Source organism: Bacillus sp. FSL R9-9834, assembly GCF_038006905.1.
GTDB lineage: Bacteria > Bacillota > Bacilli > Bacillales > Bacillaceae_G > Bacillus_A > Bacillus_A pacificus.
On sequence record NZ_JBBOWD010000001.1, the window covers coordinates 1 to 7500 of the forward strand.

6 protein-coding genes (1 of these 6 only partly in view) are annotated in these 7500 nt (G+C 35.5%); all 6 read left to right on the forward strand.

All coding sequences use genetic code 11. From position 1 onward, the window contains the following. Positions 1-1341 carry a chromosomal replication initiator protein DnaA gene (dnaA, locus tag MKY00_RS00005; protein WP_000428025.1) on the forward strand — a complete coding sequence of 447 codons (1341 nt, stop codon included), beginning with the start codon at positions 1-3 and terminating at the stop codon, positions 1339-1341. Positions 1342-1519: 178 nt separating this feature from the next. After that, positions 1520-2659 (forward strand): DNA polymerase III subunit beta, encoded by a 1140-nt coding sequence (gene dnaN / locus MKY00_RS00010; protein WP_001212895.1) that lies wholly within the window; start codon positions 1520-1522, stop codon positions 2657-2659. A 127-nt stretch (positions 2660-2786) separates the two neighbouring features. Further along, the gene (gene yaaA / locus MKY00_RS00015) at positions 2787-2999 is read left to right on the forward strand and encodes a S4 domain-containing protein YaaA (RefSeq protein ID WP_000821367.1); all 213 of its coding nucleotides are present in this window, start codon (positions 2787-2789) and stop codon (positions 2997-2999) included. A 12-nt stretch (positions 3000-3011) separates the two neighbouring features. Beyond that, the gene (gene recF / locus MKY00_RS00020; RefSeq protein WP_000470750.1) at positions 3012-4139 is read left to right on the forward strand and encodes a DNA replication/repair protein RecF; all 1128 of its coding nucleotides are present in this window, start codon (positions 3012-3014) and stop codon (positions 4137-4139) included. 38 nt (positions 4140-4177) lie between these two features. Next, on the forward strand, positions 4178-6100 hold the full coding sequence (gyrB, locus tag MKY00_RS00025) for a DNA topoisomerase (ATP-hydrolyzing) subunit B (RefSeq protein ID WP_000435991.1): 1923 nt from the start codon (positions 4178-4180) through the stop codon (positions 6098-6100). 88 nt (positions 6101-6188) lie between these two features. After that, positions 6189-7500, forward strand: partial view of a DNA gyrase subunit A gene (gyrA, locus tag MKY00_RS00030; RefSeq protein ID WP_001282851.1) — the 5' portion only. It continues 1160 nt past the right edge of the window; 1312 of the gene's 2472 nt are visible here — the first part of the coding sequence; its start codon is at positions 6189-6191; its stop codon lies beyond the right edge, outside the window.

A 7500-nucleotide genomic window follows, 5' to 3' on the forward strand; every position in this document is an offset into this window, starting at 1 on the left:
TTGGAAAACATCTCTGATTTATGGAACAGCGCCTTAAAAGAACTAGAAAAAAAGGTCAGTAAACCAAGCTATGAAACATGGTTAAAATCAACGACCGCACATAATTTAAAGAAAGATGTATTAACAATTACGGCTCCAAATGAATTCGCCCGCGATTGGCTAGAATCTCATTATTCAGAGCTAATTTCGGAAACACTTTATGATTTAACAGGGGCAAAACTAGCTATTCGCTTTATTATTCCCCAAAGTCAAGCTGAAGAGGAGATCGATCTTCCTCCTTCTAAACCGAATTCAGCACAAGATGATTCTAATCATTTACCACAGAGTATGCTAAATCCAAAATATACGTTTGATACGTTTGTTATTGGCTCTGGTAACCGTTTTGCTCACGCTGCTTCATTGGCCGTAGCCGAAGCGCCAGCTAAAGCATATAATCCCCTCTTTATTTATGGGGGAGTTGGACTTGGAAAGACCCATTTAATGCATGCAATTGGTCATTATGTAATTGAACATAACCCAAATGCCAAAGTTGTATATTTATCATCAGAAAAATTTACAAATGAATTTATTAATTCTATTCGTGATAATAAAGCAGTCGATTTTCGTAATAAATACCGCAATGTAGATGTTTTATTGATAGATGATATTCAATTTTTAGCGGGAAAAGAACAAACTCAAGAAGAGTTTTTCCATACATTCAATGCATTACACGAAGAAAGTAAACAAATTGTAATTTCCAGTGATCGGCCACCAAAAGAAATTCCAACTTTAGAAGATCGTCTTCGTTCTCGCTTTGAATGGGGACTCATTACGGATATTACGCCACCAGATTTAGAAACACGAATTGCAATTTTGCGCAAAAAAGCAAAGGCTGAAGGACTTGATATACCAAATGAGGTCATGCTTTATATTGCAAATCAAATCGATTCAAATATTCGTGAACTAGAAGGTGCACTCATCCGAGTTGTAGCTTATTCATCTTTAATTAATAAAGATATTAATGCTGATTTAGCAGCTGAAGCACTTAAAGATATTATTCCAAATTCTAAACCAAAAATTATCTCCATTTATGATATTCAAAAAGCTGTCGGAGATGTTTATCAAGTAAAATTGGAAGATTTCAAGGCGAAAAAGCGAACGAAATCAGTTGCCTTTCCTCGCCAAATTGCAATGTATTTATCACGTGAACTGACAGACTCCTCCTTACCTAAAATAGGTGAAGAATTCGGTGGACGCGATCATACAACCGTTATCCATGCTCATGAAAAAATTTCTAAGCTACTTAAGACGGACACGCAATTACAAAAGCAAGTTGAAGAAATTAACGATATTTTAAAGTAGTAGCTGAATAGTGTGAATAACTTTCCTTGTTTTACGCACAGTCTATCCACATGTAGATAGACTGTTTTTACATCCTTTAACAGGGTTATCCACATATCCACAAGCCCTATTACTATTACTACTATTTTTTATCTTTATTAATTAAATAAAATCTTATACTTACCGGAGGTTTTTCTTTATGCGTTTTACAATACAAAAAGACTATCTTGTAAGAAGTGTACAAGATGTAATGAAGGCAGTTTCTTCTCGTACAACAATTCCGATCCTTACGGGGATTAAAGTTGTCGCTACGGAAGAAGGAGTTACATTAACAGGAAGCGATGCTGATATTTCAATTGAATCTTTCATTCCAGTTGAAGAGAATGGAAAAGAAATCGTAGAAGTGAAACAATCAGGAAGTATTGTTTTACAGGCTAAATATTTTAGTGAAATTGTAAAGAAATTACCTAAAGAAACTGTAGAAATTTCTGTGGAAAATCATTTGATGACAAAAATAACTTCTGGAAAATCAGAGTTTAATTTAAATGGTTTAGATTCTGCAGAATATCCATTGTTACCACAAATTGAAGAACATCATGTTTTTAAGATTCCAACGGATTTACTTAAACATATGATTAGACAAACTGTATTTGCAGTTTCCACTTCTGAAACAAGACCAATCTTGACAGGTGTAAACTGGAAGGTATATAACAGCGAACTAACTGGCATTGCTACAGATAGTCACAGACTAGCTCTTCGAAAAGCAAAAATCGAAGGCATTGCAGATGAGTTCCAAGCAAATGTTGTTATTCCAGGAAAAAGTTTAAATGAATTAAGTAAAATTCTAGATGAGTCTGAAGAAATGGTAGATATCGTTATTACGGAGTATCAAGTATTATTCCGTACAAAACATTTATTATTCTTCTCAAGATTGTTAGAAGGAAATTACCCTGATACAACTCGCTTAATTCCAGCGGAGAGCAAAACAGATATTTTTGTAAATACAAAAGAATTTTTACAAGCAATTGATCGTGCATCTCTTTTAGCAAGAGATGGTCGTAATAATGTTGTAAAATTATCAACTTTAGAGCAGGCAATGCTAGAAATTTCCTCGAATTCACCAGAAATCGGAAAAGTAGTAGAAGAAGTTCAATGTGAAAAAGTAGATGGGGAAGAGTTAAAAATATCTTTTAGTGCAAAATATATGATGGATGCACTAAAAGCATTAGATAGTACTGAAATTAAGATTAGCTTTACTGGAGCAATGAGACCATTCTTAATTCGTACAGTAAATGATGAATCCATTATTCAATTAATTTTACCGGTTCGTACTTACTAAGTAAGAAATAAGGGTTGCTAGTTTTCAGATGCTAGTAGCCCTTATTTGATTTTTGGGTATTACTTTCCTAATGCTAGTTTATTTAGTACAATGAAAGAATGAACACTTTCAGAAAGTGAGCGATTTTATGAAACGTATTAAAATTTCAACAGAGTATATTACACTAGGGCAATTTTTAAAGTTAGCCGATGTAATTGATACAGGTGGCGCTGTAAAATGGTTTTTACAAGAATATGAAGTGTACGTGAATCAAGAACTTGAAAATAGAAGAGGTCGCAAACTATATGCGAACGATATTATTGAAATTCCAGGAAGCGGAAGTTTCCAAGTTCAGTCATAAAGGGGGAGCCCTTTGTTTATTTCAGAAATACAATTAAAAAACTATCGCAATTATGAAAAGTTAGAGCTTTCCTTTGAAGATAAGGTAAATGTAATTATCGGCGAGAATGCGCAAGGGAAAACGAATTTGATGGAAGCTATTTATGTTTTAGCGATGGCGAAATCTCATAGAACCTCTAATGATCGCGAGCTTATCCGTTGGGATGAAGATTTCGGTCAAATTAAAGGAAAGCTACAAAAGAGAAATAGTTCTTTGTCTTTGGAATTAAATATCTCGAAAAAAGGTAAAAAGGCAAAATTAAATCAACTTGAACAACAAAAATTGAGTCAATATATTGGCGTGATGAATGTTGTCATGTTTGCCCCAGAAGATTTAAATCTTGTAAAAGGAAGCCCTCAAGTAAGAAGACGCTTTTTAGATATGGAATTAGGCCAAATAGCTCCGGTCTATTTGTATGAACTGAGTCAATATCAAAAGGTGCTCACACAACGAAATCACTTGCTAAAAAAGATGCAAGGGAATAGTAAGAATGAGGAAACGATGTTGGATGTATTTACACTTCAACTTATTGAGCATGGTACAAAAATTTTGCAAAAACGCTTTGAATTTTTGCATTTACTACAAGAATGGGCAGCTCCAATTCATCGTGGTATAAGCCGTGGGTTAGAAGAATTAGAAATTGTCTATAAACCGAGTGTAGATGTATCAGAATCAATGGATTTGTCGAAAATAAAAGAAGTATACTATGAAAGTTTTCAATCCGTGAAACAACGTGAAATTTTCCGTGGTACGACTTTAATTGGTCCTCATCGTGATGATTTACAATTCTTCGTTAATAGTAAAAATGTTCAAGTCTTTGGTTCGCAAGGACAACAACGAACGACCGCACTGTCCCTAAAATTAGCTGAAATTGAATTGATTTACTCAGAAGTTAAAGAATATCCGATTCTTCTATTAGATGATGTATTATCAGAATTAGATGATTATCGTCAATCGCATCTGTTAAATACAATTCAAGGAAAAGTGCAAACATTTGTGACAACGACGAGTGTCGACGGAATTGAACACGAAACATTAAAAGAAGCGAAAACAATTCATGTAACGAACGGCACGGTAGATTGTGAAATAGATAGGGCGTAATCCCTGTTTAAATGGAAAAGTAGGTGATCTTTGTGTCAATGGAACAAAAGCAAATGCAAGAAAATTCATATGATGAAAGTCAAATACAGGTACTTGAAGGACTAGAAGCAGTTCGAAAACGCCCTGGTATGTATATTGGATCTACAAGCGGAAAAGGACTTCACCATCTTGTATGGGAAATCGTCGATAATAGTATTGATGAGGCACTTGCAGGGTACTGTGATGAAATTAACGTTAGTATCGAAGAAGATAATAGTATTCGTGTAACGGATAATGGACGTGGTATTCCAGTTGGTATACAAGAAAAAATGGGACGTCCTGCTGTAGAAGTTATTATGACCGTTCTTCATGCTGGTGGTAAGTTTGGCGGCGGCGGTTATAAAGTTTCTGGTGGTTTGCATGGTGTTGGGGCATCTGTAGTAAATGCCCTATCAACAGAACTAGAGGTATTTGTACATCGTGAAGGTAAAATCCATTATCAAAAATACGAAAGAGGTATTCCGGTTGCGGATTTAAAAGTCATTGGTGACACAGATCAAACAGGAACGATAACTCGATTTAAACCAGATCCAGAAATTTTTCAGGAAACAACAGTATACGAATTTGATACGCTCGCAACTCGTATGCGTGAATTAGCATTTTTAAATCGTAATATTAAATTAACAATTGAAGATAAACGTGAACATAAGCAAAAGAAAGAATTCCATTATGAAGGTGGAATTAAATCATACGTCGAGCATTTAAATCGCTCAAAACAACCAATCCATGAAGAACCTGTATATGTAGAAGGATCAAAAGATGGTATTCAAGTTGAGGTTTCCTTACAGTATAACGAAGGATATACAAATAATATTTACTCATTTACGAATAACATTCATACGTATGAAGGTGGAACACATGAAGTAGGGTTTAAAACAGCTTTAACTCGTGTGATTAACGATTATGGACGTAAAAATAGTATTTTAAAAGATGCAGACAGTAACTTAACGGGTGAGGATGTTCGTGAAGGTTTAACTGCAATTGTATCAATTAAACATCCAAACCCACAATTTGAAGGACAAACGAAGACGAAACTTGGGAATAGTGAAGCAAGAACGATTACAGAGTCTGTGTTTTCAGAGGCATTTGAAAAGTTCTTACTAGAAAACCCGAATGTTGCACGAAAAATCGTAGAAAAAGGCACGATGGCAGCACGTGCACGTGTTGCAGCGAAAAAAGCGCGTGAATTGACACGCCGCAAGAGCGCATTAGAAGTTTCAAGTTTACCTGGTAAATTAGCAGATTGCTCTTCGAAAGATCCAGCAATTAGTGAAATTTACATTGTAGAGGGTGACTCTGCCGGTGGATCAGCAAAACAAGGGCGTGATCGTCACTTCCAAGCGATTTTACCGCTAAAAGGTAAAATTATTAACGTTGAAAAAGCAAGATTGGATAAAATTTTATCTAACGATGAAGTGCGTACAATTATTACTGCAATTGGTACGAACATTGGCGGCGATTTTGATATCGAGAAAGCTCGTTATCATAAAGTTATTATTATGACGGATGCCGACGTAGATGGTGCGCATATTCGTACCCTATTATTAACGTTCTTCTATCGTTATATGCGTCAAATTATTGAACATGGTTATATCTATATTGCACAGCCACCGTTGTTTAAAATACAACAAGGTAAAAAAATTCAATATGCTTATAATGAAAAAGAGCTTGAAAAGATTTTAGCTGAATTACCAGCTCAACCTAAACCTGGTATCCAACGTTACAAAGGTTTAGGAGAAATGAACCCAACCCAGCTTTGGGAAACGACAATGGACCCAGAAGTGCGTTCATTACTTCAAGTTTCCCTTCAAGATGCAATTGAAGCAGATGAAACATTTGAAATTTTAATGGGGGATAAAGTAGAGCCACGTCGTAACTTTATCCAAGAAAATGCAAAATACGTGAAAAACCTTGATATTTAAATGAGTAATGACAGGAATCTGAGTATTCCTGTCTTCTACATATAAATCAATGTATGTGTAACGGAAATGTAAGAGGAGGTGCTCGTTGATGTCAGACAATCAACAACAAGCACGAATTCGAGAAATTAATATTAGTCATGAAATGCGTACCTCATTTTTAGATTACGCAATGAGTGTTATCGTATCTCGTGCATTACCAGATGTTCGTGATGGATTAAAACCTGTGCATCGTAGGGTTTTATATGCGATGAATGATTTAGGAATTACGGCTGATAAAGCGTATAAGAAATCAGCACGTATTGTTGGTGAAGTAATCGGTAAGTATCACCCTCATGGTGATTCAGCTGTTTATGAAACAATGGTACGTATGGCGCAAGATTTCAGTCAACGTTATATGCTTGTTGATGGGCATGGTAACTTTGGATCTGTCGATGGTGATTCAGCGGCAGCAATGCGTTATACAGAAGCAAGAATGTCTAAAATCTCTATGGAATTAATACGAGATATTTCAAAAAATACGATTGATTATCAAGATAACTACGATGGTTCTGAAAGAGAGCCGATTGTATTACCAGCGCGTTTTCCTAACTTACTAGTAAATGGTACGACAGGTATTGCAGTAGGTATGGCAACGAATATTCCGCCGCATCAACTTGGCGAAGTAATTGATGGCGTATTGGCATTAAGTCATAATCCCGATATTACTATTGCAGAATTAATGGAGTGCATTCCAGGACCAGATTTCCCAACGGCAGGTTTAATTTTAGGAAGAAGTGGTATTCGTAGAGCTTATGAAACAGGACGCGGTTCTATTATACTTCGTGCTAAAGTTGAAATTGAAGAGAAGTCAAATGGCAAACAATCTATTATCGTAACGGAACTACCTTATCAAGTAAATAAGGCGCGATTAATTGAAAAAATTGCAGAATTAGTTCGCGATAAGAAAATTGAAGGTATTACAGATTTACGTGATGAATCAGATCGAAATGGTATGCGTATTGTTATGGAAGTACGTCGTGATGCCAATGCTAATGTATTATTAAATAACTTATATAAACATACAGCACTTCAAACAAGTTTCGGTATTAACATGCTGTCTCTTGTAAATGGAGAGCCGCAAGTGCTGAACTTAAAACAAAATTTATATCATTACTTGGAACATCAAAAGGTAGTAATTCGTAGACGTACAGCTTATGAACTAGAAAAAGCAGAAGCGCGTGCTCATATTTTAGAAGGATTACGAATTGCCTTAGACCATCTGGATGAAGTTATTACATTAATTCGTAGTTCGAAAACAGCGGAAATTGCAAAGCAAGGTTTAATGGAACGTTTCGGCTTAAGTGAAAAACAAGCGCAAGCTATTTTAGATATGCGTTTGCAACGTTTAACAGGTTTAGAAC